This window comes from Rhodococcus aerolatus (genome assembly GCF_054783215.1).
This window is the reverse complement of record NZ_BAAGQZ010000046.1, coordinates 169,723-194,896: the sequence shown is the minus strand read 5'-3', so window position 1 is coordinate 194,896 and position 25,174 is coordinate 169,723. Positions and strand designations below refer to the sequence as shown.

The window sequence follows — 25,174 nt, the reverse complement described above, 5'->3', positions numbered from 1 at the left end:
TGGCAGCAACTGGTACGTCCGTGCAGAATGAGGGAGCACCAACCACACGCGACAACTCCGAGGTAACTGCAGTGACGCTCTCCACCCGCATCCGCTCCCACCGCGACCGCACGCGCGCCCGTCGCGAGTTCAACCGCGCCGTCGCCGGCGCCCCCACGATCGCCCTGCGCGACGAGCTGATCACGATGGACCAGGCCCAGCGCGGCACCCTGCGCTGAGCGGCTCCGCGACCCGTCGGACCGCCCTGTAACGATCCGCGCGGCCCCGGCGACGTAGTAGTCAGCCCCGCACCGCAGCCTGACCCCCGACCTGGCTGCGGTGCGGGGCATTCCACCGCCTGGGCCAGGTCCGGTCGGGCAGGGCCGGCCCGGAACGCCGCCGGCGACCGCCGTGTTGCACCCGGCGTGACCCGCCACCGCACCACCCCCGTGCGCGCCCCCGAGCTCGCGGGCACCTGGGTCAGCGGCCCGGCCGACCTGACCCTGCGCAGCCTGCGCGGCCGCGTCGTCCTGCTCCACCTCATGACGGCCGGCTGCATCAACTGCGTGCACGTCGTCGACGAGCTCCGCCCCCTGGCCCGCCGGTGGGCCGACGAGCTGGTGGTGCTCGGCGTGCACTCCCCGAAGTTCGACCACGAGGCCGAGCCCGACGCGGTCCGCCGGGCCGTGCGCCGCCTCGGGATCGACCACCCCGTGCTCGCCGACACCGGCCGGCGCACCTTCGACGCCTACGCGGCCAAGGCGTGGCCCACCCTGGTCGTCGTCGACCCCGCCGGCTACGTCGTGCACACCACCAGCGGGGAGGGCCGCGCGGCCGAGCTCGACGCCGTCGTCGCCGAGGTCGTGGCCCGGCACGGGGTCGCGGGTGCAGCGGCCGCCCGCCCCGCGGTCGACGTCCCCGACGACCCGCGCCCGTTGCGGGACCCCGCCGGCCTCGTCGTCACCCCCGCCGGGACGCTGCTCGTCGCCGACACCGGCCACGGGCGGGTCGTCGAGCTCGCCGCCGACGGGTCCACCGAGCTGGCCCGGCACGACGTCCCCGCCACGGGCCTCGCCCTGCTCCCCGCCGACGTGGCCGACGCGGCGGGCGTCGACCTCGTCGTCGCCGACCGGGCGGGGCACCGGGTGCTGGGGCTGCACCGCGGCACCGGCGAGGTCCGCACCCTGGCCGGCACCGGTGCGGTGTGGCGGCCCGGCGACCCCGCCGACGGCCCGGGCACCGAGCAGCGCCTCGCCAGCCCCACGGCGGTCGCCTGGTGGCCGCACACCGGGGAGCTCGTCGTCGCGCAGGCGGGCAACCACACCCTGTCCGCGCTCGACCTCGGCACCGGGCACCTGCGCCGGCTGGCGGGCCGGGTCACCGAGGGGCTCGGGGACGGGCCGGCGCAGGAGGCGTTCCTGGCCCAGCCGACCGCGCTCGCGGTCGACGGCGAGCGGCTGTGGTTCGTCGACGCCGAGTCCTCGGCGCTGCGGTGGCTGGCCGACGGGGTGGTGCGCACCGCCGTCGGCGCCGGGCTGTTCGACTTCGGCCACCGCGACGGCCCGGCCGCGCGGGCCCGGCTGCAGCACCCCGAGGGCCTGACCGTCGCCGCGGACGGGTCGGTGCTGGTGGCCGACACCTACGACGGCGCCGTCCGCCGGTTCGACCCCGCGACCGGGCTGGTGAGCACGCTCGCGGCCGGCCTCGTCGAGCCGCGCGGGGTGGCGGTGCTCGACGGCCGGGTGCTGGTGCTCGCCGGCGACGAGCTGGTGGCGCTGCCCGGAACCGCCCCGGGACCCCGGCCGGCGCCGGTGCCCGACGTCGCCCCCGGGCCGGTCGAGCTGCGGGTGCGGCTGACCGTGCCCGACGGCACCCGCACCGACGACCGCGACGGCCCCGCCACCCGCCTCGACGTCACCGCCACACCGGCCGGGCTGCTGGCCGACACCACCGGGACGGGGCTCACGCGCACGCTGACCCTCACCGGCGAGGGCCAGCTGCACGTCCGGGCCCGGGCCGCGCTGTGCGAGGCGGGGACGGAGCACCCGGTGTGCCGCGTCGTCGAGGGCCGGTGGGACGTCGACGTGCGCGCCGGGGGGACGACCGCGCTCGTGCTGCCGCTCGGCGACCCTGGGTAACCTGGGCGGACAGGAACGGCAACAGACGAGCAAACCGACGGGCACGGGGGTGGGACGGGTGGACGGCGACGACGCGGGTCGGCACCGCACGCCCGAGCCCCCGGTCGTCGAGCAGGAGCCGGAGAACGGCCGACGCGGCCGCCGCACCGCCCTCGTCGTCGCCGGCTCCGTCCTCGGCGTCCTGCTCGTCGCCTACGTCGCCGACCTGCTGCTCACCCGGGGGGACGTGCCCCGCGGCACCGTCGTCGCCGGGGTCGCGGTCGGCGGCCTCGACCCCGCCGCGGCCGAGGCGACGCTGCGCCGCGAGCTCGAGCCCCGCACCACCCGGCCCGTGGAGCTCCGCGCGGGCGACGTCACCACCACCCTCGACCCGACCGCGGCCGGTCTGGCCGTCGACTGGCCCGCCACCCTCGCCCGGGCGGGCGACCAGCCGCTGAACCCGCTGGCACGGCTGACGTCGTTCGTCCGCGAGCGCACCGTCGAGGTCGTCCCCACCCAGGACCGCCGGCAGCTCGCCGCCGCCCTGGACGCGCTGCGCCCCACCAGCGACCGCGCCCCCGTCGAGGGCGGCATCCGCTTCGACGGCGCGACCCCCGTCCCCGTCGACCCCGTGGCCGGGCAGACGCTGCAGCAGGACGCGGCCGTCGACGTCGTCGCCTCCCGCTGGCTCGACGGCGGCCCGCTCGAGGTGCCCGTCGACACCACGCCCGTCACCGTCACACTCGAGGGGCTGGCGACCGCGCTGGACACCGTCGCCCGCCCCGCCGCGAGCACCGACCTCGTCGTCCCCGGCCGGGGGCGGGATGCCGTGCTCGCCGCCGCCGACGTCGGACGGGTGCTGCGGTTCGAGCCCGACGGCGCGGGGGGCCTGCGGGCGCTCGTCGACCGGGACGCCGCGACCGGGCTGCTCGCCCCGCAGCTGGCCCCGACCGAGACCGCGCCGCGAGACGCCGACGTCGTCATCTCCGGGGGCTCGCCGACGGTGGTGCCGGGCGCCGACGGCCAGCGCGTCGACTGGGGCGCGACGCTCGCCGGGCTCGACACCCTGCTCGCCGCCCCCGCCCCGCACGTGGTGCCCGCCGCCTACGTCGTCGCCCCGCCCGCGCTGACCACCGAGGCGGCCACCCGGCTGGGCATCCGCGAGGTCATCGGGGAGTTCACCACCGGCGGGTTCAGCGCCGCGTCCGGGGTGAACATCCGGCTGGCGGCCTCCGAGATCGACGGCGCGCTGGTCCGCCCCGGGGACACGTTCTCGCTCAACGGCTACACCGGGCCGCGCGGGGCCGCCCAGGGCTACGTCGACTCCGGGATCATCAACAACGGTCGGCCCGACACCGCGATCGGCGGCGGCATCAGCCAGCTCGCCACCACGCTGTACAACGCCTCCTACTTCGCCGGGATGGAGGACGTCACCCACCAGGCGCACAGCTACTACATCTCCCGGTACCCGGCGGGGCGCGAGGCGACGGTCTTCGAGGGCGTCATCGACGTCGCCTTCCGCAACCCCGCGCAGACCGGGGTGCTCATCGAGACCATCGGCACCGGCTCCGACATCACGGTGCGGCTGTGGGGGACCAAGACCGTCGAGGTGGAGTCGGTCAACGGCGGCCGCTTCGACGCCACCTCGCCGAGCACGGTGCGGCTGCCGGCGGGCAACGACTGCATCTCCTCGGCCGGGGCGCCCGGCTTCACCACCACCGACACCCGCATCATCCGCGCGGCGGGCACCGGCGCCGAGCTCTCCCGCCGGACGACGACGACGGTGTACGACCCGGTGCCGCGGGTGATCTGCGAGTAGCGACCGGTCTGGCACGCAGCGTCACGACGCGCGAGACCTTGGTCATGACGTGGGCGGTAGACCTGCAGTCCGGGTGGTCCTGAAGCGGCCCCACGGTTACCGTCGGTGCAGACCGAGCCGTCGGCGTCGCCCGTCCGGGTGATCCACGGTTCGCCGCGCCTGACCGACGTCGCCCGGGCGGTCCGGTCGTGCCCGCCCACCGCGGGAGCGACGACACCACCGCGTCCCTGGGGGCCCACCGTGCACGAGCGTCACCCGACCGACCGCGTCGGGCGCCCGTGACCGCGGCGACCGACGGGCCGCTGCGCGTGCTGCACCTCGGGTTCGAGGACCCGCTGCGCCCCGGTGCCGGCGGCGGCTCGCGCCGCACCCACGAGGTCAACCGCCGGCTCGCCGACTCCGGGGTGCAGGTGACGGTGCTCTGCGCCGCCTACCCCGGGGCCCGGGCGCACGTGGACGACGGGGTGGCCTACCGGCCGCTGGGCCGCCGCCTGCTGGCCCGGCCGATCCACCCCTTCCTCGCCCAGCTCGGCTACTTCCTCGTCGTGGTGACCACCCTGTGGTGGCAGGTGCGCCGGCACCGGCCCGACGTCGTGGTCGAGGACTTCGCCGCCCCCTTCTCCAGCGTGGCCGTGCCCCGGCTGACCCGGGTGCCGGTCGTCGGCGTGGTGCAGTGGCTGTTCGCGGCGCAGAAGGCACGGCAGTACCACCTGCCGTTCGACCGCGTCGAGGCGCTCGGGCTGGCGTCGCACCGGCGGCTCGTCGCGGTGAGCGAGGACCTCGCCACCGAGCTGCGCGCCCGCAACCCGCGCGCCGAGGTGACGGCGGTGCCCAACGGCGTCGAGACCCGCGCGGCCGCGGGCGGGCCCGTGCTCGACGCCGCCGACCGCACCCAGCTGGTCTACCTCGGCCGCATCGAGGTCGAGCAGAAGGGCCTCGACCTGCTCCTCGAGGCGTACGCGGCGGTCGCCGACCGGGTGTCGGCCGACCTGTGGCTGGCCGGGGACGGCCCCGACGTCGCCCGCGTCCGGGCCCTCGCGGCGCAGCACGGGGTCGCCGAGCGGGTGCACCTGCTCGGGGCCGTGGCCGGCTCGCGCCGCTTCGACCTGCTGGCCCAGGCCCGGCTGCTCGTCGTCCCCAGCCGGTACGAGACGTTCGGGATGGTCGCCGCCGAGGCGCTCTCCGTCGGCACCCCCGTGCTCGCGTTCGACATCCCGTGCCTGGCCGAGCTGGTGGGGGCCGACGTCGGTCGCACCGTCGCGCCGTTCGAAGTCGCCGCCCTCGGGGCCGAGCTGGCCGCGCTGGCCGCCGACCCCGCCCTGTGCCGCCGGCTCGGCGACGCCGGACCCGCCTCCGTCGCGCACCTCGACTGGGACCTGCTCGCCGCACGGCAGCTGGCGGTCTACCGCGCCGCGGTGGCCGCGTGACCGCGCTGGCGGAGCGACCCGCCGCCACCCGCACCCCGGCCCACCGCCGGCCGGCGGCGCCCGGGATCGGCTGGCCCGTGACCGTGCTCGCCGTCCTGGCCGTGGCGGCCGCGCTGCGGCTGGTCCACGTGCAGACCGCCTACGACGTGTTCATCGACGAGGTCTCCTACTCGCAGCTGAGCTCCAACGTCGCCGCCGGACGGGGAGTGGTGCTCGACGGCGGCCCGTTCGACCTGCACCCGCCGCTGCTGTTCCTCCTCTTCGGCGGCGTGCTGCGGCTGCTGGGCACCGACCTGGCCGAGCCGTTGGCCGTGGTGGCCGCGCTGCGCCCGCTCGAGGCGGTCGCCGGGGCGCTGAGCTGCGCGCTCGTGGTGCTGCTCGTCGCCCGCGTCGCGCCCCGCTGGGTGGCCGTCGGAGCCGGGCTGCTGCTCGCCGTCGACCCCTTCGTCATCCGCTTCGACAGCCGGGTCATGCTCGAGGCACCCGCCATGCTGCTGACCCTGCTGGGGCTGCTGGCCGTGGTGCGGGTGCTCGACCGCCCCGCGCGGGCGACGCGCGGCGACCTGCTCGGCCGCGTCCTGCCCGCCGCGCTGCTGCTGGGGCTGGCGCTGCTGGTCAAGGAGACGTTCGCCTTCGTCGCCGTCGCGCCGCTGCTGCTCACCGCGCTCGTCCTGCCGCGGCACCGCCGGTCGCTGCTGGGCGTCGTGGCCGGGGCGGCCGGGGTGTACCTGGTGTACCTGGCGGTGCTGCTCTCCGTCGGCCGCGGCGGGCACTGGGCGGGGCAGAAGCTCTCCGGGGTGGCGCGGCTGCTCGGCCTGGAGCAGGTCACCGGGTTCAACAAGCCCGGCTCGACGTCCTTCGCCGCCCGGCTGGTGGAGCTGTTGAGCACCTACGCCGTCACCTACGCCGTCATCGGTGCGGCCACCGTGGTGTCGGCGCTGGCCGCGCTGTCGCACCTGCGGGCGCGCCGCCGGGGGGCCCGCCCCGCGCCCCGGCCGGACGTGGTGCTGCTGGTGTCCACCCAGCTCGGCGCGGCCGCCTACCTGGGCTACGCCGTCGGCTTCGGCACGCTCGAGGAGCAGGCGTTCTACCTCGTGGTGACCCCCAGCGTGGTGGTGCTCGGCCTGGCCGTCGCCCACCTCGCGCGGCGCCCGTCGCGCCCGCGGGTGCTGCCGGTCCTCGCGGCCGTCGTCGCGGTGGGCGTCCTCGCCGTCGACGCCACCGCCTGGTGGCGGGTGCACACCGTGCGCGACGACGGCTACCGGCAGTACGTCGCCTGGGTCGAGACCACGCTGGGCCCGCAGGACCGGGTGGCCGTCACCGACGACACCGCGCAGTTCATCACCCCGGGCGTCGTCCTGGGCAGCTGGGCCACGCCCGCCGCGGTGGTCGAGAACCGCGCCGGCTACGTGCTGGTCAACCAGCGGCTCGTCGACAGCGGACTGGGCAAGGCCGACCCCGCGATGGTGGCCTGGCTGGACGCGAACGCCACCGTGGTGCTCGACGTCCGCACCCCCAGCGTGGAGTCGCTGCGGGTCTACGAGGTGGACCGGTGAGCGTGGGGACCGCACCGCCGGGTGCGGCGCCCCCCGCCCCGTCCTGGTTGCGCGGCGCCGGGTGGCTGGCGCTGGCCACCGTCGTGGTCAGCACGCTGAACTACGTCTTCAGCCTGGCCATGGCCCGGGTGCTGCCCGCCGGCTCGTTCGTCGACTTCGTCGCCGTGCAGTCCCTGCTGCTCGTCGCCGGTACCGGGGTCATGTCCGCGGTGCCGTGGGTGGTCGCCAAGCAGGTCGCCCTGGCCCGCGACACCCCCGACGCGCCCGCCCGGCTGCGGGAGAGCCTGCACTTCGGGATCGTCGGATCGGTGGTGCAGGGCGTGCCCGTCGGGCTCGTCGCCGCCGCCGTCGGCGCCCACCTCGGCGGCTGGGGCCTCGGGGTGGTGGCCGGGGTCGCCGGGTTCGCGCTCTCCCTGGTGGCCGCGCCCGTCGGGTTCCTGCAGGGGGAGCACCGCTTCGGTGCCATCGCCGCCCTGCGCCTGGGCGAGGCCGTGCTCCGCGTCGCCGCCGGGCTCGCGCTCGCGGTGGCCCTCGCCGGCTCGCCGCTCGGTGCGCTGGCCGGGTTCCCGCTGGGCAGCGCCGCGCTCGTCGTCGTCGGGCTGCTGCTGTGCCGCCGGGGCTTCCCGCTGCGCCGGCCCCGCCGCGGCACCGTCGGGGCGCTCGTCCGGCAGGCGGTGTGGCTGGGCGGCGTGCAGGTGGTGCTCTCCCTGCTCGGCGCCGTCGACACCATCACTGCGGCCGCGGCGGGCCTGAACCCGTCGGAGGCCTACGCCTACCAGCTGGCCGCGCTGCTCGGCCGGGTGCCGCTGTTCCTCTCCGTGGCCATCGCCCAGGCCCTCTACCCGAGCCTGAGCAGTGCCGTGTCGGCCGGAGGGCTCCGCCACGAGCTGCGCCGCGGCGGGGGGCTGTACCTGCGGGTCGCGGCCCTCGTCGTCGTCGCCTCGTGGACCGTGCCGCCGGTGCTGCTCGCCCTCGCCGCGCCGCAGGGGACGGCCGAGGTCGCGACCCTGCTCCGGGTGACCACCGTGAGCGGGCTGCTCGTCGGACTGCTCAACGTGGTCACCACCGCCCACCAGGCGCGCAGCCGCTTCCGGCCCGTGCTGGCGCTGCTGGTGCCCGTCGCGGTGCTGCAGCCCGTGGCCCTGCTGCTCGCCGGCCGGCACGGCGCCGTGGTGTTCGCCCTCGTCTCCGCCGTCCTGCTCGCCCTGCTCACCGCCGCGGTGCTCGTGCAGTCCCGCGACTGGTGGTGGCAGGGCGTGCCGCGGCTGACCGGCGCGGTCGCCGCGCGGTGGGCCGCCGTGCTCGTGCTCGGCGTGCTCGCCGCGGCCGGCGGGCTGCTCGTCTGGGTGCCCGCGATGGCCGCGCTCACCCTCGTCCTGGGGTGGCCGTACCTGCCGGGCTCGCTCCGGGGCCGCATCCCCGTCCACCGCTCGACCCGAGGAGGACCCGCATGACCGTGCCCGTCGTCGACCGACCCCGCGTGCTGCTCCTCGGGGGCAGCACCGCCCACGGCCTGGGGGTGCACCGCCGTTCCTGGGGCGTCCGCGCCGCCGAGCTCCTCGACGCCGGCGAGGTGCTGGACCTGACCAGCAGCGGCCCGCTGGTCGACGAGGACGTGGCGAACCTGGACCAGGTGGCCGCGTTCCGGCCCGACGTGGTGCTCGTCAGCGTGGGCATGGCCGAGCAGATCGTGCACGCGACGCCGGTGGTGCAGCGCGCCATCGAGCGGTTCGCCCCCGCCGGGTGGCACGGCGTGGCCGGGCTGCAGCCCCGGCCGTACTTCTCCACCTCCCGGCGCAAGGCGCTGCGGCAGAAGCTGGTCTCGCGGGCCAAGACCGTGGTCAAGCGGACCGCGCTGCGGCTGGGCGGCAGCCCCCGGATGCCGCTCGACGAGGTGCGCACGCACGTGGCCACGTTGCTCGAGGGGATCGACCGCACCGGGGCCAGGACGCTCGTGCTGGGGACCTTCCCGGTGGACGAGGCGCTGTTCCCGGGCACTCCCGCCGCGTTCGTCTCGGTGGAGGAGCTGCTGCGCGACGCCGTGGCCGAGGTGCCGTCCGCCCGGCTGGTGGTGCCCGACGTCGCGGTGTGGGGTGACTACCTGGCCGACCACATGCACTGGAACGACGCGGGCCACGACCGGGTGGCCGCGCAGGTCGTGGCCGAGCTGTCCCACCCCGCCGCCGCCTGACCCCGGTCGCTTTCCCGCATGTAGCGGGCTTCCTGCGGCGCGGTGGGCCCGACTAGGTGCATGTAGCGGGCTTCCTGGCCTGCGCCGGGCCTGCGCGCCTGCAGGTAGCGGGCTTCCCGCGGTGCGCCGTGGGGCCTCAGGCGGCCCGGCGGTCGAGAGCAGCACGGACCGTGGCCACCAGGATGCGGGGGTCCTTGCGCAGGTCGGCCGCGGTGACGACGACGAGCGTCCACCCCGCGGCCTGGAGGGCGTTGTGCCGCGACCGGTCCCGCTCGAGCTGGCCGCGCAGGGCGTGCCAGGCGCCGTCGTACTCGACAGCGACCCGGGACCGCGCGAAGCCGAGGTCGACCCGGACGATCCTGCCGTCGGCCAGCGTCACCGGCAGCTGCGGCGTCGGGTGCAGGTCGGCCAGGGCGAGCAGCACCCGCACCACGGACTCCGGGGGCGACTCAGCCCGCACGTCCGCCATCCCGAGGGCCGTGCGGACGGTCCCGACGCCGGTGTCGAGCCTGCCGTCGACCAGTCGGGCCAGCTCGTCCGACTCGACCACCCCGGCGCGGAGCAGCGCGTCCAGGGTGCCGACCGCCCAGGGCAGCGACTGGTGCCGCAGCGCGTCGAACCCGGCCCGCGCGGGGGTGGCGAGCCGTGCTCCCTCCCACGGGCGCGACTCGTCGGGACGCACGGCGGTGCGGACGACGTGCAGGCCGCGGACGGGTCCGAACCGGCACGACTCCGGCACCGCGACCTCGACCGGGTCGTCCGGGCGCACGAGGTCGACCCCGCGGACCGCTGCGGCGCTCAGCCCGGTGACCACCGCGGAGCCGGGGATCACGAGCGTGGCCGCGCGAGCCTTGATCTCGTGGGTGACCGGTGTGGCCGCGGGCAGGTAGACGCCCCTGAACAGCCGCCGGACCAGCGGTGACCTCAGCTGCGCACGACTGAGGGCGCCGGAGGCGATGGCCTCGCTGCCGCGGAACGGCCCGGTCAGGTCGGCGGTCGGTCGTCGGCGAGTCACGACGGTGATCGTCAGCCACGGAACGGCAGGGCCGGCGCCCGATGACGCCCCTGTGGACAGCGCCCGCCACGAGGGTCTGCGCGGGGTGCACCGAAGCACGGCGCGGGTGCTCCACGGGTGCGGGGTGGTAGTGGACGACACGTAGCCCGCTTGATGCCGGGCCCCACCCGAAACCGCCGCAAGTAGCCCGCTACATGCGGGACAAGACGCCTGGGAGGCCGCAGGTAGCCCGCTACATGCCGGACGGGGCGCCTGGTGGGCCGCAGGTAGCCCCTACATGCGGGGGAAGAGGGGGGAGGACGGGGGCGGCCCGCGGTCCGCCCCGGGGGTGGGGGGAGCGCGGGCCGCCGGGGCGTGCGGGTCAGGTCAGAACGCGGCCTCGTCGAGCTCCATGATCGCGTTGTCGGTCTCCTCGGCCACCAGCCGGCGCGCGGTCAGCTGGGGCAGCACGGTCTTGGCGAAGAACGACGCCACCGCGACCTTGCCTTCGTAGAACGCCTGGTCCTTGGCCGAGACCTCGCCGGAGAGCGCCTCGAGGGCGACCACCGCGGAGCGCAGCAGCAGCCAGCCGATGAGCAGGTCGCCGACGGACTCCAGCAGCCGCACGCTGTTGAGCCCCACCTTGTACAGGTTGGACACCTCGTCCTGCGACGCCATGAGGTCCTGCGTCATGTGCCCGACCATGCCCTGCACGTCGGCCAGCGCGGTGGCCAGCTTCTCGCGCTCGACCTTGAGCCGGCCGTTGCCGGAGCCGGAGTCCAGGAAGGACTGGACCTCGCCCGCGACGTACCCGAGGGCGGCCCCGCGGTCGCGGATGATCTTGCGGAAGAAGAAGTCCTGCGCCTGGATCGCCGTGGTGCCCTCGTACAGGGTGTCGATCTTGGCGTCCCGGATGTACTGCTCGACGGGGTAGTCCTGAAGGTAGCCGGAGCCGCCGAAGGTCTGCAGGCTCTGCGCGAGCTGCTCGTACGCCCGCTCGGAGCCGACGCCCTTGACGATCGGCAGCAGCAGGTCGTTCACCTTCTCCGCCAGCACGACCTCGTCGGAGGTGGCGGCGTCGGTGCCGGCGGCCGCGGCGATGCGGTCCTGGAAGCGCGCGGTGTAGAGGTACACCGAGCGCAGGCCCTCGGCGTAGGCCTTCTGCATCATCAGGCTGCGGCGCACGTCGGGGTGGTGGGTGATGGACACCCGCGGGGCGGCCTTGTCCGTCATCTGCGTCAGGTCGGCGCCCTGGATGCGGTCCTTGGCGTAGGCCAGCGCGTTGAGGTAGCCGGTCGACAGCGTGGCGATCGCCTTGGTGCCCACCATCATCCGCGCGTTCTCGATGACCTTGAACATCTGCGCGATGCCGTCGTGGACCTCGCCGACGAGCCAGCCCTGCGCGGGCACGTCGGTGGCGCCGAAGGTGACCTCGCAGGTGGCGGAGACCTTGAGGCCCATCTTGTGCTCGACGCCGGTGACGAAGACGCCGTTGCGCTCGCCGAGCTCACCGGTCGTCGCGTCGAAGTGGAACTTGGGGACGAAGAACAGCGACAGGCCCTTGGTGCCTGGCTTCGCGCCCTCGGGGCGGGCCAGCACCAGGTGGAAGATGTTCTCGGTCATGTCCTGGTCGCCCGAGGTGATGAAGCGCTTGACGCCCTCGATGTGCCAGGAGCCGTCGTCCTGCTGCACCGCCTTGGTGCGCCCGGCGCCGACGTCGGAGCCCGCGTCGGGCTCGGTCAGCACCATCGTGGCGCCCCACTGGCGCTCGACGGCGAGCTGCGCCCACTGCTTCTGCTCGTCGGTGCCGAGGTCGTAGAGGATCTGCCCGAAGCTGGGGCCCGCCATGTACATGTACGCGGCCGGGTTCGCGCCCAGGATCAGCTCGTTGAGGCCCCAGACCAGCGAGCGGGGGGCGGGCTGGCCGCCGAGCTCCTCGGACAGGCCCATGCGCCACCACTCCCCGTCGAGCAGGGCCTGGTAGCTCTTCTTGAACGGCTCCGGCAGCGTGACGGAGTGGGTGGCGGGGTCGAAGACGGCCGGCTCGCGGTCGGAGCTGGCGAAGGAGTCGGCCAGCGGCCCCTCGGCCAGGCGGCGCAGCTCGGAGATCATCTCGCGCGCCGTGTCGACGTCGAGGTCGCCGCCCTCGAGCTCCTCGCCGAGGCCGAGCAGCTCGAAGAGGTTGAACTCGATGTCGCGGACGTTGCTCTTGTAGTGGCCCACGTCAGGTCCCCTCACACTTCGTCAGACGGCGCCGAGGGTGCTCGGGGCCGGTGGTCGTCCCCATGTTACCCGCTGGTACTACCCGCCGGTAACTTGAGCGCGCCACCCACCCTGAGCAGCGACGATCACCCCGGTCGGCGGGCCAGGACGAGGGTGTCGACGGCGGTGCGCGGGCCGTCCTCGGTCTCGACGACGCGCCCGACGCGCCCGGCCCGCTCGACCTCGACCCCGGCGCCCAGCGCGGCCACCACCGCGTCGGCGTCGAAGAGCACGGCCGGGTCCTCGGGCCCGCCCCACCCGTCGGCGAGGTTGGTCGCGTCGTGGCAGACCAGCAGCAGGAGGCCGCCTGGGCGCAGCACCTCGGGCACCCGGGCCAGCGCGGTCTCCCGGTCGGGCGAGGACAGCTGCAGGTACGCCCACACCACCAGGTCGTACCCGTCCCCGGTGGGGTCGAGCGGGTCGGTGGTCGCGTCGGCGACGGCCCAGGTCAGCCGCTCGCGGACCGCCACCGGGCTGCGGGCGGTGATCTGCGCGGCCCGCTCGACGGCGACGGGGGAGAAGTCGAGCCCGACGACCTGCCACCCCCGGGTGGCCAGCCACAGCGCGTTGCGGCCCTGCCCGCACGCCAGGTCCAGCGCCCGGCCGCGGGGCAGCGCGGTGGCGTGCTCGACGACGAAGCCGTTCGGCGGGGAGCCCCACACGAGCTCGCGTCCGGCGTAGCGCTGGTCCCAGGCGGCGGCGTCCACGGCGGCGACGCTAGTCCTGGGCCGTCAGTCCGGGGGGAGCGCGGCGAGCAGGTCGTCGCGGGCCCGGTCGAGGTAGTCGGTGAGCAGCTCGGCGGCACCGCCCGCGTCGCCCGCCTCGAGCCGGCGGCACACCGCGTCGTTGCCGGCCAGGTAGGGCAGGTGGAACTCCCGCGCCCGGCCCACACGGTGGAAGACCAGGCGCATCTCGGCCAGCAGCAGCGCCATCTGCGCGTCGAGCCGTGGGCTCCCGGCGAGCGCGACCACCGCGCGGTGGAAGTGCTGGTTGGCGGTGCCGACCCCGTCGCCGTCCTGCACCGCCGCGGCCCGCTCGCCCTCGGCCACGGCCGCCCGCAGCCCGTCGGCCACCCCCGGGCCGGGCTGCACCGAGCGCAGGGCCCCGGGTTCGAGCACCCGCCGGGCGCGGTAGACGTCGCGCACCGTGGCCACGTCGGGGGTGGCGACGAAGACGCCGCGGTGCGCCTCGCGGACCAGCACCCGCTCGTCGACGAGCCGGCTCAGCGCCTCCCGGACGGTGTTGCGGGAGACGGCCAGCGCGTCGCAGAGCTGCTGCTCGGGCAGCCGGGTGCCGGAGCGCAGCCGGCCCTCGGCGACCTCGCCGCGCAGCACGTCGGCCACCCGGTCGGCCGTGCTCGCGGCGGTGACGCGCGAGCGGGCCGCGGCGAGGCCGCCCAACGGGTCGGGGGTGTCCACGACGTCAACCTAGGTGACGTTCACGTGACGGATCGTCGGATCGACCCGTCGACCCCTTGTCGGATTGTTCAACAATCCCTACGGTGCTGTGTGAACGCGGTCACACGACCGGACACTCCTGCGAGAGGCAGCCCCGTGCCCGACACCCCCGCCGCCACCGCGGTCGCCGGCAAGGCGAGCCGCTCGGCCGTGCTCGGGGCCATGTTCCTCATGGCCACCAGCGCCATCGGCCCCGGCTTCATCACCCAGACCACGACGTTCACCGCCCGGCTCGGGGCGGCGTTCGCGTTCGCGATCCTCGCCTCGATCCTCGTCGACGTGGCCGTGCAGCTGAACGTCTGGCGCGTGGTCGGGGTGTCCGGCAAGCGGATGGGCGAGCTGGGCAACTCCGTCGTCCCCGGCCTGGGCTGGGCGCTGGCCGGGCTCGTGGTGCTCGGCGGCGTCATCTTCAACATCGGCAACATCGGGGGGACCGGGCTGGGCACCGAGGCGATGCTGGGCCTCGACGCCAAGATCGGTGGGGCGGTCTCCGCCCTGGTGGCCATCGGGATCTTCCTGTCCAAGAAGGCCGGCGTCGCGCTCGACCGCATCGTCGTGGTGCTCGGCGCGGTGATGATCCTGCTGACCGGGTACGTCGCCGTGGTCTCCGGCCCACCCGTGCTCGACGCGCTGCGCAACACCGTCGCGCCCGAGACCGTGGACCTCCTCGTCATCACCACCCTCATCGGCGGCACCGTCGGCGGGTACATCACCTACGCGGGGGCGCACCGGCTGCTCGACTCCGGGCTGACCGGGCCCACCCACGCCCGCGACATCGCCCGCAGCTCGGTCGTCGGCATCCTGGTCACCGCCGTCATGCGGGTGCTGCTGTTCCTCGCCGTGCTCGGCGTCGTCGCCGGCGGGGTCACCCTGGCCAAGGAGAACCCGTCGGCCAGCGCCTTCCAGGCGGCGGCGGGCCAGGTGGGGTTGCGGGTGTTCGGCGTGATCCTCTGGGCGGCCAGCATCACCTCGGTCATCGGCGCCGCGTACACCTCGGTCAGCTTCCTCACCACGCGCGGCACCCGGGAGCGCACCCGCAACCTGCTCACGGTCGGGTTCATCGCGGTGTGCGCGGTCATCTTCGTGATCATCGGCGCGGCGCCGGTCAAGCTGCTCGTCTTCGCGGGCGCGTTCAACGGACTGATCCTGCCCGTCGGGTTCACCCTGGTGCTGTGGGTGGCGTGGCGGCGGCGCGACCTGCTGGAGGGCTACCGCTACCCCGCCTGGCTGCTGGGGGTGGGCGTGCTGGCCTGGCTGGTCACCCTCTACCTCGGGTACTCCTCGATCACCAGCCTGGGCAACCTGTGACGGCCGGTGACTTCACCGGTGTCGACCTCAACAGCGACGTCGGGGAGTCCTTCGGCCGCTGGACCCTCGGCGACGACGAGGCCGTGCTGGGCAGCGTCACCAGCGCCAACGTGGCCTGCGGCTTCCACGCCGGGGACCCGACGACGCTGCGGCGGACCTGCGAGCTAGCGGTGGCCGGTGGGGTGGTCGTGGGCGCGCAGGTCGGCTACCGCGACCTGGCCGGGTTCGGTCGCCGCTTTATCGACGTCAGCCCCCGGGAGCTCGTCGACGACGTGCTCTACCAGCTCGGGGCGCTGGAGGCGCTGTGCCGGGTCAGCGGGACCCGGGTGCGCTACGTCAAGCCGCACGGTGCGCTGTACAACGCGGTGGTCCACCACGAGGCGCAGGCCCGGGCCGTGGTCGACGCGGTCGCGGACTACGACGCCGACCTGCCGCTGCTGGGCCTTCCCGGCTCCGTGCTGCTGGCCGCCGCCGAGGCCCGCGGCCTGCGCGCGGTGCCCGAGGCGTTCGCCGACCGCGGCTACACCCCGGACGCCACCCTGGTGCCGCGGACCGAGCCCGGTGCGCTGCTGGACGACCCGGACGCGGTGGCGGCCCGGGTGCTGCGCCTGGTGACCGAGGGCGTCGTCACCGCCGTCGACGGCTCCGACGTGGCCGTGGCCGCCGAGTCGGTGTGCCTGCACGGCGACTCCCCGGGCGCGGTGGCGATGTCGAGGGCCGTGCGGGCCGCGCTGGACGACGCGGGCGTCGCGGTGGCGCCGTTCGTGGGGGGCGACGGTGCCTGAGGCACAGGTGCTCCCGTGCGGGGACGCCGCGGTGCTGCTGGAGGTGGCCGACCTCGACGCGGTGCTCGCCGTCACCGCGGCGGTTGAGGGGGCGCGCTCCGAGCTGGACCTGCTCGACGTGGTGCCCGGGGCGCGCACCGTGCTGGTGACGGTGCACCCGGGCCGCGCGCTGGGGCCGGTGCGCGAGCGCCTGCAGAGCCTGGCCGCCGCCGCCCCCGACGCCCCACCGGCGCGGTCCGGGGACGAGACGACGATCGAGGTGGTCTACGACGGCCCGGACCTCGACGACGTGGCCGCGCTCACCGGGCTGAGCCGCGACGAGGTCGTCGCCGCGCACACCGGCACGCCGTGGCGGGTGGGCTTCGGCGGGTTCGCCCCCGGCTTCGCCTACCTCGTCGGCGGCGACCCGCGGCTCGAGGTCGCACGGCGCGAGGAGTCCCGGACGTCGGTGCCCGCCGGGTCGGTCGGGCTGGCGGGGGAGTTCAGCGGGGTCTACCCGCGCGCCTCGCCCGGGGGCTGGCAGCTGCTGGGCCGCACCGACGCCCGGCTGTTCGACCTCGACCGCGACCCACCCGCCCTGCTGCGCGCCGGTGACGTGGTCCGCTTCGTGGCGGTGGACCGGTGAGCCTGACCGTGCTGGCCACCGGCCCGCTGGCGCTGGTGCAGGACCGCGGCCGGCCGGGGCTCGGCGGCATCGGGGTGGGCCGCTCCGGCGCCGCGGACCGCGCGTCGCACGACCTCGCGAACCGGCTGGTGGCCAACGACCCCGGCGCCGCGACGGTCGAGGTCACCCTGGGCGGGCTGCGGGTGCGGGCGGAGGCCGACCTCACCGTGGCGGTGACCGGTGCGCCGGCGCCCGCAGAGGTGGACGGCACCCCCGTCGGGCACAACGCGGTGCTGCGGCTGCGGGCGGGCCAGGAGCTCGCCCTCGGTGCCCCGCCGCACGGGCTGCGCAGCTACCTGGCCGTGCGGGGCGGCGTCACCGTCGAGGCGGTGCTGGGCTCCCGCGCCACCGACGTGCTCTCCGGGCTGGGCCCGGACCCCCTGGCCGAGGGCACCGTGCTGCCCGTCGGCGCTGCGCCGCAGGAGGTCCCGACGGTCGACCAGGCCCCGGTGCGCGGGCCGGCCGACGGCCCCCTGGTGCTCCGCGCCCGCCGCGGCCCGCGCGACGACCGCGTCCGCGACGACCTGTTCGGTCGGGAGTGGACGGTCTCGAGCCGCAGCGACCGCGTCGGCGCGCGGCTCGAGGGCGACCCGCTGCGCCCGGTCGAGGGCCGCGGCGAGCTGCCCAGCGAGGGCGTCGTCCGCGGTGCGGTGCAGGTGCCGCCCAGCGGGGAGCCCGTGCTGTTCCTCGCCGACCACCCCGTCACCGGCGGGTACCCCGTCGTCGCCGTCGTCCTCGACGCCGACGTGGACCTCGCCGCCCAGGCCCGCCCGGGCCAGGTCGTCCGCTTCCAGGAGGCTCCCGCATGACCACCACCGAGACCACCGCCGGGACCACCGCCCCGGCCCGGCTCACCCCGGCCCAGGCCCGGGCCCGCTTCCGCGACGGCCTGGCCGTCCCCACCGCCGGGTGGTGCGACGGCTACGCCCAGGCCAACCTCGTCGCCGTCCCGCGGGAGCTGGCCTACGACCTGCTGCTCTTCGCCCAGCGCAACCCGAAGCCGTGCCCCGTGCTCGACGTGCTGGACCCCGGCGCGGTCTCGGGGCCGATCCTCGACGGGGACGTCCGCACCGACCTGCCCCGCTACCGGGTGTTCGTCGACGGTGAGCTGGTCGACGAGCCCACCGACGTCACCGCGTGGTGGCGCGACGACCTGGTCAGCCTGCTGGTGGGGTGCAGCTTCACCTTCGAGCGCGCCCTGCTCGACGAGGCCGTGCCGGTGCGCCACGTCGAGCAGGGCGTCAACGTGCCGATGTACGTGACGTCGCGACGCTGCCGGTCCGCGGGAGCGGTGTCGGGCCCGCTGGTGGTCTCGATGCGGCCCGTGCCGGCCGACCGGGTCGCGGACGCGGTGCGGGTCACCGCGCGGTACCCGGCCGTGCACGGCGCCCCCGTGCACGTGGGCGACCCGGGTGCGCTGGGCATCGCCGACCTCGACCGGCCCGACCACGGCGACCCGGTGCGCCTCGAGCCGGGCGACGTGCCCGTCTTCTGGGCGTGCGGGGTGACCCCGCAGGCGGCGGTGGTGGAGTCGCGGCCGTCGTTGGCCATCACCCACGCCCCGGGCCACATGCTCGTCACCGACGCCCGGGACTCCGCCTACCTCGTGCCCTGACGGCCCCACCGGTCGCGGAGCGCGGCCAGCTCGGCGTCGGTGACCCCGTGGGAGCGCAGCCACGCCGCGGCCCCGCCCGCCTCGTCGACCACGGCCAGGGCGGCCTCGAGGTCGGCGGCGTGGCAGGTCAGGTCCAGGGTCAGTGCCGGACCGCCCTCGATGCGGGACAGGAAGCGCGGCACCTCGGCGGTGGTGGCGAGGTAGTCGGCCACCGTGTCGGACCGGTCGTGGCCCAGCACCTCCCGGACCAGCGCGACGAGGACGCCGGTGCGGTCACGGCCGACCATGCACGCGACGACGACGTCCCCCTCGGTCGCGGCCAGGGTGCGCACGGCCTCGGCGACCTGGTCTGGGTGGTCGCGCAGGATCTCCCGGTACAGGTCGCCGAACGTGGCGCGGCCGTCGCGGATGTCGGCCAGCAGGGTGCCGTCGGCCCGGTCGACCTGGGCGCGGGGGTGCAGGTCGACCGACGCCCGGGTCCAGCCGTCGGGGACGGTGCCGCGGTCCCGGGTGTGCTCCCCGGGGGTGCGCAGGTCCAGCCAGGTCAGCGCGCGCGGGGTGGCGGCGAGCTCGTCGGGGGTGCCCAGCGGGGGCGCGGCCGAGCGGTACAGGCCGGGGCGGTCCCCGGTGGGCGCGACCACGGTGCGCCAGTTGGGGGGCAGCGTCGGGGCGGCGTCGGTCACCCGCCCATCCTCCCCGGCCCGGCCGCGGCACGTGTCGGCGGCCGCGCCGCGGGCTAGGTTTCCCCGGTGGACGACACCCGGTGGCTGACGCCGCAGGAGCAGCAGGCCTGGCGCAGCTACCTCACGGTGGTGCGGCTCGTCTCCGAGGACGTCGAGGCGCAGCTGGGCCGCGAGGCGGACATGCCGCACGCCTACTACGAGATCCTGGTCATGCTCTCCGAGGCCCCCGAGCGGCGGCTGCGGATGCGGGACCTCGCCGAGGCCAGCCTGTCGAGCAAGAGCCGGCTCTCCCACGCGGTCGCGCGGCTGCAGGAGCGCGGCTGGGTGCGCCGGGTGCCGTCACCGTGCGACCGCCGCAGCCAGATCTGCGAGCTGACCGACGCCGGGTTCGACGCGCTGGCCGCGGCCGCCCCCGGGCACGTCGCACAGGTGCGGGCGTCGTTCATCGACGCGCTGAGCCCCGAGCAGCTCGACGCGCTCGACGGCATCGCCTGCGCCGTGGCCCGCCACCTCGGCCGCGAGCCGCGGGTCGTCGGCCGGACCCCGTCGTGAGCGGTGACGGCGGTGCGGCGACGAACCAGCGCTACCCGCTGGGGTCCCGGCTGCTGGGCAGCGGGGAGGAGGGCACCCGACGGCTGCGCATCCGCACCCAGGTGCTGCTGACGCTGCTCGTGGTGGGGGCCAACGTCGTCGGGGCGCTCGTCGCCGTCGCCATGGTGTCGGTCGTCATCCCCGGCCCGTCGGTGTTCACCCGCGACCTGGTGCTGGTGCGCGCCATCGCCGTCCCCGTCTACGTCGTCACGGCGCTGGCCGTCGGCACCGTCTACGGCACGCTGCGGGTGCTGCGCTCGCTGCGCTGGGCCATCGACGGTGACGAGCCCACCGTGGCCGACCAGCGGCGCACGCTGGCCGTGCCGTGGCGGCTCACCCTCATCCAGGCTGCGCTGTGGGGTGGGGCGGCGGTGGTGCTGGGCACCCTCTACGGCCTCGCCGATGCGAACGTGCTGCCCAAGGTGCTGTTCACCATCGTGTTCTCGGGCGTCGTGGTGTGCGCGAACGCCTACGTGCTCACCGAGTTCGCGCTGCGGCCGGTGGCGGCGCGCGCCCTGGCGGCGGGGGTGCCGAAGCTGCGGCGCTCGGCGCGCATCGGCTGGCGGACGGTGACGCTGTGGGTGATCGGCTCGGGCATCCCCGTGCTGGGGCTCATGGTGGTGGCCGTCTTCGCCATCGTCCGCTCCGACGTGTCGAAGAACGGGCTCGCGGTGGCCGTGCTCGGCCTCGGCGGGGTGACGCTGGTGTTCGGCCTGCTGCTGACGGTGCTCACGGTGTCGTCCCTCGTCGCGCCCGTCCGCTCGGTGCGCCACGCGCTGGCCTCGGTGGAGCGCGGCGACCTCGACACCGAGGTCGTGGTGTTCGACGGCACCGAGCTCGGCGAGCTGCAGAGCGGGTTCAACCGGATGGTCACCGGCCTGGCCGACCGGGAGAAGCTGCGCGACCTGTTCGGCCGCCACGTCGGGGAGGACGTGGCCGCCGCCGCGATGGCGCGCAGCCCGGAGCTGGGCGGGGAGGAGCGCGACGTCGCCGTCTTCTTCGTCGACCTCGTGGGTTCGACCAAGCTGGCCTCCGAGCGGGAGCCGCAGGAGGTGGTGACCCTGCTGAACCGCTTCTTCGGGGTCGTCGTCGACGAGGTGGAGTCCCACGGCGGGCTGGTGAACAAGTTCGAGGGCGACGGGGCGCTGGCCGTGTTCGGCGCCCCCGCGGACTGCGACGACCCGCCCGGGGCGGCCCTGGCCGCGGCGCGGTCGATCTGCCGGCGGATGGCCGAGGAGATCCCGGAGTGCTCGGTGGGGATGGGGGTGGCCTCGGGGCGCGCGGTGGCCGGGAACATCGGTGACGAGCGGCGCTTCGAGTACACCGTCATCGGGGACCCGGTGAACGAGGCCGCGCGGCTGGCGGAGCTGAGCAAGACCGTGCCCGGCGGCGTGCTGGCCGCGGTGACGGCGGTGGACGCGGCGGGTCAGCAGGAGCGCGACTGCTGGACCGCGGGCGACGAGGTGACCCTGCGGGGGCGCGGCGTGCCGACCCAGCTGGCGGTGCCGGTGGGCTCGGAGGACCTGCCCGTGCCCGCCCCGGACCGCGACCCGGCCGACGCGTAGCACTCTCTGCCCTTCTCTAGCGCGCGCACTAGACACCGGTATCGACCGTCAGACGGACCGCACACTGCCCGCAGTGTGGCCGTCGGGGTGCGCGGGGGCCGGCACGGTGCCCGCGGTGTGCGGGGTGCCGCCGCGCGTCGGGCACGCTGGTCGGGTGAGCGACGCCGCACGACCCCCCGTCCGACGTCGCGTCCTGCGCCTCCCGCTGGGTCGCCGCCGCCGCCACGGGGGCGACCCGCTGCGGGTGCAGGACCCGCCCGGCTTCGCCGGCACCGCGGAGGACCTCGACCGGGTGGTGATCGGGCTGCAGGCCGTGGCCCGGTGGCTGCTGCTCCCGGCGCACGTCGTCACCGTCGGCGCGCTGGCGGCGGGCCTGCGGCGGACCGCCGCGGTGGCCGGGCTCGGGTCGGTGGCCCAGCTCGCGCTCGGTCGGGCCGCGGTGGGCGGTGACGGGGCCGACGCGGCGGTGCCCGGCGCGACCCCGCTCCGGCTGGTGACGGCGAACCTGCTGCTGCTCAACCGCGACGTCGAGGCGGTGGGCCGCGCGCTGCTGGCCTCGGGTGCGGACGTGGTGTGCCTGCAGGAGCTGGTGCCGCGCCACCTCGACCCGCTGCGCGCCTCCGGGCTGCTGGACGCGGTGCCGCACAGCGTCGTCGACGCCCGGCCCGGGTACCACGGCTCCGCGGTGCTCTCCCGGTGGCCGCTGGCGGGGGAGGTGCTGCAGGTGGCGGCACACCCCATGGCCGCCGCGGACGTGCGGACCCCGGCCGGGGTGGTGCGCGTGGTGTCGGTGCACGTCGTCAACCCCGTCTCGCGCACCCGGGGAGCGCCGCGGACGTGGCGGGCGCAGCTGGCCGAGCTGGCGCGGCTGGTCACCGAGGCGGGGGCCACCCCCGTGGTGCTGGCCGGGGACTGGAACGCCACCCTCGACCACCGCCCGCTGCGGGCCGTGCTCGAGGCCGGGGTGCGGGACGCGTGGGTGGTGGCCGGGCGCGGCGCGGGCTTCACCTGGCCCGTCCGCGCGGCGTGGTGGCGGCCGCCGCTGATGCGGATCGACCACGTGCTCGTCGGGGGCGGGCTGCGGGTGCGGGGCGCGCGGACGGGCGTGACGCCGGGCAGCGACCACCGCCAGGTCGTCGTCGACCTCGAGCTCGGCCCCTGACCACCCGCACACTGCCCGCGGTGTGGCCGGGCGCCCGCCCGCCCGGCCGCACACTGCCCGCGATGTGGCCGGACGCCGGCCCGGCCGGCCGCACACTGCCCGCGGTGTGCGGCCGGGCCGGGTGGTGCTACTTCGCCGGGGTGGGGTCGACGTGGACGTCGACGGCGTGGCCGTTCTGGACCCGCACGTGGACGTGCTGGCCGACGGCGAGGTCGGACACCGAGCCGGCGTCGGGGCCCTGACCGGGGGCGGGCGGCGTGGGCGCCTGGCCGTCCTGGGGCGCCTGACCGTCGGCGGGCGGCGTCGGGGCCTGACCGTCGGCGGGCGGCGTCGGCGGGGTGGGGGCCGTCCCGTCGGCCGGGGGCGTGGGCGCGGTGTGCACGGTGGTGGCGTCGTCGAGGGTCACCGTCGTGGTGGTGCCGTCCTCGGCGGTGAGGGTGAGCTGCCCGTCGGCGACGGCGGAGATGGTGCCGGCCACGGGCGGGGTGGCGCCGGCGGGCGGGGTCGGCTTGTCATGGCCCCGGGGTCCGGGGGCGGCCGGCCCGGCGGGCGCCGAGGGAGTGGTGGAGGTGCCGCCGGAGCCCGGGTCGGCCGGGGCGCTGGACGAGCCGGAGCCCGCGCCGGGCACCCCGTCCTGGGCGGCGGGGGTGGCGGCCGCGGCGGCGCCGGCCCCGAGGAGCAGGCCGCCGGCGAGCACGCCGCCGATGACGGCCGCGGCGGGGCGCAGGCGGGCGGTGCGCCGCCACCCGGAGGTGCGGGTGGGGGTGGTGCAGGTGCGGTCGGGCTGGGTCACGGGTGCAGTCCTGTCGTCGTCCGGCGGCCCGGGTGGCCACCGCTGTTCCCCACCCACCGTGGCGGCCCGGCCTGAAGCGACCCTGAACCCGGCCGCGCTTCAGCACATCCTCAGCCGCACCGGCCATGATGGGACCGTGGCGAGGTCGGGGGTGTCCAGCACCGCGGCCCGGGTGCTGGTGGTGGAGGACGCCGAGGCCATCCGCGAGTCGGTCGCCGTGTCGCTGACCTCGTCGGGCTTCCGGGTCGAGACCGCACCGGACGGAACGGGTCTGGAGCAGACCCTGGTCGGGTTCCGGCCCGACCTCGTGGTCCTCGACGTCATGCTCCCGGGCCGCGACGGGTGGGCGCTGCTCGACGTCGTCCGCCGCGCCGGGGACAGCGGCGTCATCATGCTCACCGCCCGCGACGCGGTCGCCGACCGGCTGCGCGGCCTCGGCGGGGGTGCGGACGACTACGTCGTCAAGCCGTTCGACCTCGCCGAGCTCACCGCCCGGGTCACCGCCGTGCTGCGGCGCCTCGGCCGGGTGCCGTCGACCATCCAGGTGGGCGACCTGGTCGTCGACGAGGAGGCCGGCTCGGTCGTCCGGGCGGGGAACCCGGTGCCGCTCACCGCGACCGAGCTGCGGCTGCTGGTCCACCTGGCCCGCAACCGGGGCCGCACCCTGGGCAAGGCGCAGATCCTGGGCACGGTGTTCGGCTACGAGAGCTATGACCTCAACCTCGTCGAGGTCCACGTCAGCGCGCTGCGCCGCAAGCTCGAGGAGCACGGGCCCCGCCTGCTGCACACCGTGCGCGGCCTCGGCTACGTCCTGCGCGCATGACCGACCGGCCCGCGCTGCGGACGGTGTCGCTGAGCCGGCGCGTCGTCGTGTCGTCCGTGCTGGTCCTGGCGGTGGTGCTGGGCGCGGCCGGGGTGCTCACCGACGTGCTGCTCGGCGCGCAGCTGCGCTCGGCGGCGACGGTGCGGCTCGACGGCCGGCTCGCCGCCGCCGCCGCGGTCGTCACCGCCGGCGGATCGGACGAGGAGGCGGTGGCCGCGGCGACCGGTGACGGGGTGACGGCGGTGCTCGTCACCGCGGACGGGCGCCCGCTGGGCAACCGGGACCTGGCCCCGGGCAGGCCCCCGGTGCCCGACGCCCCGGGCCCCGCGTCCGGCCGCCCGACGCCCCCCGCGCCGCCGACCCCGCCCGCGGCCGCCGACCCGCAGGTCCGCTCGCGCGAGCTGCCCGACGGCGCCCGGCTGACCGTGGCCGTCGACACCGCGTCCATCGCCTCGGTCCGCTCGCAGCTGCGCACCGTCCTGGTGCCGCTGCTGCTCGGCGCCCTGCTCGTCGCGGCGCTGCTGCTGCTGCTGGCCACCCGCACCGCGCTGCGCCCGCTCGACCGCATGACCGCGCTGGCCCGCGACATCACCCGGGGGGAGCGGGGACGCCGGCTCGCCCCCGACCGGCCCGGCACCGAGCTGGGCCGCACCGCGGCCGCGTTCGACGGGATGCTCGACGCGCTGGAGGGGGCTGAGGCCCGCGCCCAGGCCTCCGACGCGCGGACCCGACGGTTCGTCGCCGACGCCGCCCACGAGCTGCGGACCCCGCTCGCGGGGGTGCAGGCCGCCGGGCAGGCCGTGCTGGGCCAGGGCCGCGACGCGCCCGTCGAGGAGCGGGAGCGGCTGCAGGTGCTGGCGCTGCGGGAGGCGCAGCGGGCCTCGCGGCTGGTCGACGACCTGCTGTCGCTGGCCACCATCGAGCAGGGCCTGGAGCTGCGGCGCCGCGAGGTCGACCTGGCGGGCCTGGTCGCGGCGCAGGCGGAGCGGGTGCGGGTGGTGGCGCCCGGGCTGCACGTCACCGCCGACGCCGCACCGCTGTGGGTCCGGGTGGACCCCGAGCGGGTGGCGCAGGTGCTGGCCAACCTGCTCGACAACGCCCGCACCCACACGCCGCCGGGCGGTGACGTCGGGATCGTGCTGTCGCCGAACGGGTCCGGGGCGCGCGTGCTGGTCACCGACAGCGGGCCGGGGGTGCCGGCCGCGGACCGGGAGCGCATCTTCGACCGGCTGGTCCGGCTCGACTCGTCGCGCTCCCGGCCCGGCTCGGGGCTGGGGCTGGCCATCGCCCGCGGCCTGGCGGAGGCGCACGGCGGCACGCTGCGGTGCGTCGAGCCCCCGGCGGGCGTGGGGGCTGCGTTCGAGCTGCTGCTGCCGGGGTAGG

General features: G+C 76.4%; 23 protein-coding genes. 17 read left to right on the top strand and 6 right to left on the bottom strand.

Going from position 1 to position 25,174, the window contains the following annotated elements; translation table 11 throughout:
- Positions 1–71: 71 nt before the first annotated feature.
- The 7 genes from ACYVOF_RS17755 to ACYVOF_RS17725 all read left to right on the top strand — a co-directional run bounded on the left by ACYVOF_RS17755 (position 72) and on the right by ACYVOF_RS17725 (position 9,089).
- On the top strand, positions 72–218 hold the full coding sequence (locus ACYVOF_RS17755) for a hypothetical protein (protein WP_460868833.1): 147 nt from the start codon (positions 72–74) through the stop codon (positions 216–218).
- Between the two features lie 186 nt (positions 219–404).
- Positions 405–2,117 (top strand): redoxin domain-containing protein, encoded by a 1,713-nt coding sequence (locus tag ACYVOF_RS17750; RefSeq protein WP_460868831.1) that lies wholly within the window; start codon positions 405–407, stop codon positions 2,115–2,117.
- A 49-nt stretch (positions 2,118–2,166) separates the two neighbouring features.
- Positions 2,167–3,915 (top strand): VanW family protein, encoded by a 1,749-nt coding sequence (locus ACYVOF_RS17745; protein WP_460868829.1) that lies wholly within the window; start codon positions 2,167–2,169, stop codon positions 3,913–3,915.
- Positions 3,916–4,193: 278 nt separating this feature from the next.
- Positions 4,194–5,342 (top strand): glycosyltransferase family 4 protein, encoded by a 1,149-nt coding sequence (locus ACYVOF_RS17740; RefSeq protein ID WP_460868827.1) that lies wholly within the window; start codon positions 4,194–4,196, stop codon positions 5,340–5,342.
- Positions 5,339–6,898 carry a phospholipid carrier-dependent glycosyltransferase gene (locus ACYVOF_RS17735; RefSeq protein WP_460868825.1) on the top strand — a complete coding sequence of 520 codons (1,560 nt, stop codon included), beginning with the start codon at positions 5,339–5,341 and terminating at the stop codon, positions 6,896–6,898. Before ACYVOF_RS17740 ends, ACYVOF_RS17735 begins: the two co-directional genes overlap by 4 nt.
- Entirely contained in the window at positions 6,895–8,352 is a 1,458-nt protein-coding gene (locus ACYVOF_RS17730) for a lipopolysaccharide biosynthesis protein (protein ID WP_460868823.1), read from the top strand. Before ACYVOF_RS17735 ends, ACYVOF_RS17730 begins: the two co-directional genes overlap by 4 nt.
- Positions 8,349–9,089, top strand: a complete 741-nt coding sequence (locus tag ACYVOF_RS17725; protein ID WP_460868821.1) for an SGNH/GDSL hydrolase family protein — start codon at positions 8,349–8,351, stop codon at positions 9,087–9,089. Before ACYVOF_RS17730 ends, ACYVOF_RS17725 begins: the two co-directional genes overlap by 4 nt.
- Positions 9,090–9,225: 136 nt before the next feature.
- On the opposite strand, the gene ACYVOF_RS17720 is transcribed toward ACYVOF_RS17725, so the two are convergent.
- The 4 genes from ACYVOF_RS17720 to ACYVOF_RS17705 form a co-directional block, all read right to left on the bottom strand.
- Entirely contained in the window at positions 9,226–10,104 is an 879-nt protein-coding gene (locus ACYVOF_RS17720) for an endonuclease domain-containing protein (protein WP_460868819.1), read from the bottom strand.
- A 366-nt stretch (positions 10,105–10,470) separates the two neighbouring features.
- A complete protein-coding gene (locus ACYVOF_RS17715) occupies positions 10,471–12,306 on the bottom strand; it encodes an acyl-CoA dehydrogenase (protein WP_460868817.1) in 1,836 nt (611 codons plus the stop codon).
- 125 nt (positions 12,307–12,431) lie between these two features.
- A complete protein-coding gene (locus tag ACYVOF_RS17710) occupies positions 12,432–13,052 on the bottom strand; it encodes a class I SAM-dependent methyltransferase (RefSeq protein WP_460868815.1) in 621 nt (206 codons plus the stop codon).
- A gap of 24 nt (positions 13,053–13,076) precedes the next feature.
- Positions 13,077–13,763 (bottom strand): GntR family transcriptional regulator, encoded by a 687-nt coding sequence (locus ACYVOF_RS17705; RefSeq protein WP_460868813.1) that lies wholly within the window; start codon positions 13,761–13,763, stop codon positions 13,077–13,079.
- A 135-nt stretch (positions 13,764–13,898) separates the two neighbouring features.
- Here ACYVOF_RS17705 and ACYVOF_RS17700 point away from each other — a divergent pair, with 135 nt between their 5' ends.
- The 5 genes from ACYVOF_RS17700 to ACYVOF_RS17680 are packed head-to-tail and all read left to right on the top strand — an operon-like array spanning position 13,899 to position 18,174.
- Entirely contained in the window at positions 13,899–15,110 is a 1,212-nt protein-coding gene (locus ACYVOF_RS17700) for an NRAMP family divalent metal transporter (protein WP_460868811.1), read from the top strand.
- Positions 15,107–15,895 (top strand): LamB/YcsF family protein, encoded by a 789-nt coding sequence (locus ACYVOF_RS17695; RefSeq protein WP_460868809.1) that lies wholly within the window; start codon positions 15,107–15,109, stop codon positions 15,893–15,895. Before ACYVOF_RS17700 ends, ACYVOF_RS17695 begins: the two co-directional genes overlap by 4 nt.
- A complete protein-coding gene (locus ACYVOF_RS17690) occupies positions 15,888–16,520 on the top strand; it encodes a 5-oxoprolinase subunit B family protein (protein WP_460868807.1) in 633 nt (210 codons plus the stop codon). The genes ACYVOF_RS17695 and ACYVOF_RS17690 overlap by 8 nt, the downstream gene beginning before the upstream one ends.
- Positions 16,517–17,368: a 5-oxoprolinase subunit C family protein gene (locus ACYVOF_RS17685; protein ID WP_460868805.1), complete on the top strand. Its 852-nt coding sequence runs from the start codon at positions 16,517–16,519 to the stop codon at positions 17,366–17,368. The genes ACYVOF_RS17690 and ACYVOF_RS17685 overlap by 4 nt, the downstream gene beginning before the upstream one ends.
- Positions 17,365–18,174 (top strand): putative hydro-lyase, encoded by an 810-nt coding sequence (locus tag ACYVOF_RS17680; protein ID WP_460868803.1) that lies wholly within the window; start codon positions 17,365–17,367, stop codon positions 18,172–18,174. Before ACYVOF_RS17685 ends, ACYVOF_RS17680 begins: the two co-directional genes overlap by 4 nt.
- Here the strand turns inward: ACYVOF_RS17680 and ACYVOF_RS17675 are convergent.
- A complete protein-coding gene (locus ACYVOF_RS17675; protein WP_460868801.1) occupies positions 18,159–18,857 on the bottom strand; it encodes a tyrosine-protein phosphatase in 699 nt (232 codons plus the stop codon). The genes ACYVOF_RS17680 and ACYVOF_RS17675 overlap by 16 nt on opposite strands.
- A gap of 66 nt (positions 18,858–18,923) precedes the next feature.
- Between ACYVOF_RS17675 and ACYVOF_RS17670 the strand changes: the two genes are divergently transcribed.
- The 3 genes from ACYVOF_RS17670 (at position 18,924) to ACYVOF_RS17660 (ending at position 22,175) form a co-directional block, all read left to right on the top strand.
- The gene (locus ACYVOF_RS17670; protein WP_460868799.1) at positions 18,924–19,409 is read left to right on the top strand and encodes a MarR family winged helix-turn-helix transcriptional regulator; all 486 of its coding nucleotides are present in this window, start codon (positions 18,924–18,926) and stop codon (positions 19,407–19,409) included.
- On the top strand, positions 19,406–21,013 hold the full coding sequence (locus tag ACYVOF_RS17665; protein ID WP_460868797.1) for an adenylate/guanylate cyclase domain-containing protein: 1,608 nt from the start codon (positions 19,406–19,408) through the stop codon (positions 21,011–21,013). Before ACYVOF_RS17670 ends, ACYVOF_RS17665 begins: the two co-directional genes overlap by 4 nt.
- Positions 21,014–21,167: 154 nt before the next feature.
- Positions 21,168–22,175 carry an endonuclease/exonuclease/phosphatase family protein gene (locus tag ACYVOF_RS17660; protein WP_460868795.1) on the top strand — a complete coding sequence of 336 codons (1,008 nt, stop codon included), beginning with the start codon at positions 21,168–21,170 and terminating at the stop codon, positions 22,173–22,175.
- A 127-nt stretch (positions 22,176–22,302) separates the two neighbouring features.
- On the opposite strand, the gene ACYVOF_RS17655 is transcribed toward ACYVOF_RS17660, so the two are convergent.
- The gene (locus tag ACYVOF_RS17655; protein ID WP_460868793.1) at positions 22,303–22,968 is read right to left on the bottom strand and encodes a hypothetical protein; all 666 of its coding nucleotides are present in this window, start codon (positions 22,966–22,968) and stop codon (positions 22,303–22,305) included.
- 136 nt (positions 22,969–23,104) lie between these two features.
- Here ACYVOF_RS17655 and ACYVOF_RS17650 point away from each other — a divergent pair, with 136 nt between their 5' ends.
- Together ACYVOF_RS17650 and ACYVOF_RS17645 are read left to right on the top strand one after the other, a co-directional pair.
- Positions 23,105–23,791, top strand: a complete 687-nt coding sequence (locus tag ACYVOF_RS17650; RefSeq protein WP_460868791.1) for a response regulator transcription factor — start codon at positions 23,105–23,107, stop codon at positions 23,789–23,791.
- Entirely contained in the window at positions 23,788–25,173 is a 1,386-nt protein-coding gene (locus tag ACYVOF_RS17645; protein WP_460868789.1) for a HAMP domain-containing sensor histidine kinase, read from the top strand. Before ACYVOF_RS17650 ends, ACYVOF_RS17645 begins: the two co-directional genes overlap by 4 nt.
- The last annotated feature ends 1 nt before the right edge of the window (position 25,174 follow it).

What these genes read in the sequence shown, in the direction of transcription:
- ACYVOF_RS17725 (WP_460868821.1), top strand. Translation starts at nt 8,349, where the DNA reads ATGACCGTGCCCGTCGTCGACCGACCCCGCGTGCTGCTCCTCGGGGGC.
- ACYVOF_RS17680 (WP_460868803.1), top strand. Translation starts at nt 17,365, where the DNA reads ATGACCACCACCGAGACCACCGCCGGGACCACCGCCCCGGCCCGGCTC.
- ACYVOF_RS17645 (WP_460868789.1), top strand. Translation starts at nt 23,788, where the DNA reads ATGACCGACCGGCCCGCGCTGCGGACGGTGTCGCTGAGCCGGCGCGTC.